Raw genomic sequence first — 2843 nt, 5'->3', positions numbered from 1 at the left:
AACCCTCTTCATTTCACAGCCCCTCTAATTAATATATGCTCATCAGCTACCAGCCCCTTTTCTTGAAGAAGAGGTCCTTCAGCTCCGGTTTTTCCTCAAAGGAAAAGATTAGCTCCTTACACTTCCTGTTCCTTCCGCTTTTCAGATCCTCTATAAGCCCTTTTAGGCTCACGGGTTCGTAAAATTGGATCCTCTCTTTGACTTTCTTTCTCTTGTACACGATGCCTTTTGACCATGAAAACTGAGGAACTTCCTTCTCAACTTCAATCACTTTATAAAGCGGAAAGGCGTGTATTATGGGAACTATCTTCTTCCAAATTTCCAAATAGCCCCTGACCCCACACCTTATACTCGGGGTGTTTTTACATAGGGTGCAAACGCCCCACTTGCTCCCAAGAGAGAGACCCCCACCGAACCCCGTTATCCACAGGCTTTCCCGTCCGCAGTTGGGACACTCATCCCTGAGCAGACCTTCTTCCCACCCGAGGACAAGAACTCCGAGGGGTATGTAACCTCCTCCGAAGTATATGGTGCTTATAAAGGCGTAGGAGAATGTGCAGTGGAAGTATTCACCGCAGGAAAGAATCTTGGGAGTGTTTTCAAGTATAAGCTCAGTGTTTTCTTTGAAGAGCTTTAGCTCCCTCTCTCTCGTGCCCTCATCACCTTCCGGTCTGAATGCTTCCAGCCTTATACCCATCCCCTTATATTCTAAACGTGTAAAACTTCAATTTTCTGACTCACCGTCAAAGATCCTTCCGATCTCCTCATCATCAAAGGTCTTTGCATACTCTTTCATGGCTTCAAAGTCATCAAGGTACTGAGGGATAAATTTCTGAACGAGCCTTCTTGCCTTTTGAACATCTACATTCCCGGACTTCAAAAGATAGACAACATCTCCGAAATCCTTTCCCCTGCCCGCAAATAGCTTTGTAACTATAAGATATTCAGGAGGCATAACCTTAACCCTTATTCCTCTGTAAACGAAGGTCTTAGCCTTCTTGACTCCCTCTACCTCCCAGGGTTTTTGAGCTATCCCGAGGTCAAGGTTCTGAGCACCCTTCCTGAACACATACCAAGCTCCATCCGTAAACTGGTTCTTTCGGAGGAGCCTCCAGCCGTTCTTTGTTATGAGCTCAACGACATCTGAGACCTCATCCTGCAAGACTTTGATGTCTATGTCTCCCGGTGATACGGGTCTTGCCCCAGAGTAGTAGAGAGAGACCGCAAGCCCTCCCACGAAGGCATACTCTTCATCTTGCAACAGAGCAACCAACTCTTTTACTATCTCCTTTGTGCCCTCTTCTACGGGTTCTATGTAATGCTCAAGGATGAAAACGAAGGCTCTCTCCAAGTTCATGAGGAACTCTACTCGTAGTCCTTGTATATGTGACCGTAGTACTTTATCCTCTCTGCGGGAACGTCTTCTTCTATCAGCTTTGGAAGTTTTCCCTTCTCCATAACTATCTCTTCCCTTGCCTTCTCAAGCTCTTCTTCGCTGTAGGCATAGACAAGGTCTGCGGAGAGGACGTTCTCAAGGGACTGGATAGCCTTTAGCTTGAATATCTCCTCCTCGGTGGTTTCCGCCTCTATGGTTACTATTATCCTCCCCTTATCGTCGTGAAAATGGATATCACACATTCCCGACTCTTCAAGCTCTCTGATAACCTCCTCCAGGTTCTCAGGTTTGGTTCTCACCACAACTCCCGATATGTTCATCTCTCTAACCTCCATATAAATATCCTTCCATCGTCGCACCCGGTCAGGAGTTTTCCATCAAGGAAGAGCATAACACCGACCGGGTATGTGTGACCTCTGAGCATAGTTACCTCAGCTCCTGACTCAAGCTCAATCACCCTTACATCGCTGTGCTCGTTGTAAAGGTAGGCACCGAGCCTTGCGGAGCTGTCCATGGCAACGGAGAAAACGAGGAACTCTGCGGGAAATCTTTTGTACTTACCGCTGTCGGTGTAGTAGAGGGCTACCCTCCTGTCCCTACCTCCGACGAGTATCTTCCCGTCCCTGTAATCAAGCTTGTAGAGCTTGTCCACGTTCACACCCTTAAAACGCCTTATCACCCTGCCGTCGGAGACCCTCACAAGGCTTACAACACCAGCCTCGTCCGATACCGCAGCCCTCCGCCTGTCCTCGCTCAGGTCAATATCGGATAGGGAGGAACGCCCCACCTGAACCTTGTATATGAACTTCTTCTTCCTCAGGTCCATGAGGGCTATCTCGTCTCCCAGAAGGGCGAAGAGGGCTCTGTCACCGGATACGTACCTTCCCTCCTTGATTATCAGGTTCCAACCCAGGTCTATGACCTTCTCAAAGCCCTCTTTCTCCCTGTAGGTGTAAACCTCGCTAAAACCACCGGATGCCTGGCTTACTATGAGGAGCTCCTCCTGAGATGGTGAGAGGTCAACCGAATAGACCTTCGGTGGTATGGGATTTCCCATAAAGTCCCTTATGGCTGGGAGCTCAATGCTCCTGAGAACCTTCCTCTTCTCAAGGTCAACGAACTTCACCTCCCCCTGCTCTGTGGCAACGTAGAGAATCCCCTTCTTATAGACCATATCAGTGACCGCATGTCCAACATCAATGGTCCCCTCAAGCTCCGCACCGAAGCAAAGGCTGATAAGGAGGAAGAGAAGAAGGCTAAGAGGCATCGGCTCTCACCTCAACAGCTCCGGTTGGACAGAGGGAGATGCAGAAACCGCATGCTGTGCACCTATCGGGGATTATCACGGGTCTGTATAAGCCCTCAAACCTTATCGCGTTGTCAAGGCAGGGCTCCTTACAGGAGAAGCATAGAACCCCTCTCCAGGCACTGCACCTCTTTGGGTCTA

General features: G+C 49.0%; 5 protein-coding genes. All 5 read right to left on the bottom strand.

The window, feature by feature from the left end; genetic code table 11:
* Nucleotides 1–46 precede the first annotated feature (46 nt).
* Nucleotides 47–697, bottom strand: coding sequence for a hypothetical protein (locus tag AC1HCM_RS00445; protein ID WP_479459805.1), 651 nt, complete (start codon nt 695–697; stop codon nt 47–49).
* A 27-nt stretch (nt 698–724) separates the two neighbouring features.
* On the bottom strand, nt 725–1357 hold the full coding sequence (locus AC1HCM_RS00440; protein WP_479459804.1) for a nucleotidyl transferase AbiEii/AbiGii toxin family protein: 633 nt from the start codon (nt 1355–1357) through the stop codon (nt 725–727).
* Between the two features lie 8 nt (nt 1358–1365).
* Entirely contained in the window at nt 1366–1731 is a 366-nt protein-coding gene (locus AC1HCM_RS00435; protein WP_479459803.1) for a chaperone NapD, read from the bottom strand.
* The gene (locus AC1HCM_RS00430) at nt 1713–2663 is read right to left on the bottom strand and encodes a WD40 repeat domain-containing protein (protein WP_479459802.1); all 951 of its coding nucleotides are present in this window, start codon (nt 2661–2663) and stop codon (nt 1713–1715) included. The genes AC1HCM_RS00435 and AC1HCM_RS00430 overlap by 19 nt, the downstream gene beginning before the upstream one ends.
* Nucleotides 2653–2843 (bottom strand): 4Fe-4S binding protein (locus AC1HCM_RS00425; RefSeq protein ID WP_479459801.1); only part of this gene is annotated, 191 nt, incomplete at its 5' end. The genes AC1HCM_RS00425 and AC1HCM_RS00430, both read right to left, overlap by 11 nt.

Source organism: Hydrogenivirga sp. (assembly GCF_056450045.1).
This window is presented reverse-complemented; position numbering and strand designations above follow the sequence as displayed.

What these genes read in the sequence shown, in the direction of transcription:
- AC1HCM_RS00435 (WP_479459803.1), bottom strand. Translation starts at nt 1,731, where the DNA reads ATGGAGGTTAGAGAGATGAACATATCGGGAGTTGTGGTGAGAACCAAA.
- AC1HCM_RS00430 (WP_479459802.1), bottom strand. Translation starts at nt 2,663, where the DNA reads ATGCCTCTTAGCCTTCTTCTCTTCCTCCTTATCAGCCTTTGCTTCGGT.
- AC1HCM_RS00445 (WP_479459805.1), bottom strand. Translation starts at nt 697, where the DNA reads ATGGGTATAAGGCTGGAAGCATTCAGACCGGAAGGTGATGAGGGCACG.
- AC1HCM_RS00440 (WP_479459804.1), bottom strand. Translation starts at nt 1,357, where the DNA reads ATGAACTTGGAGAGAGCCTTCGTTTTCATCCTTGAGCATTACATAGAA.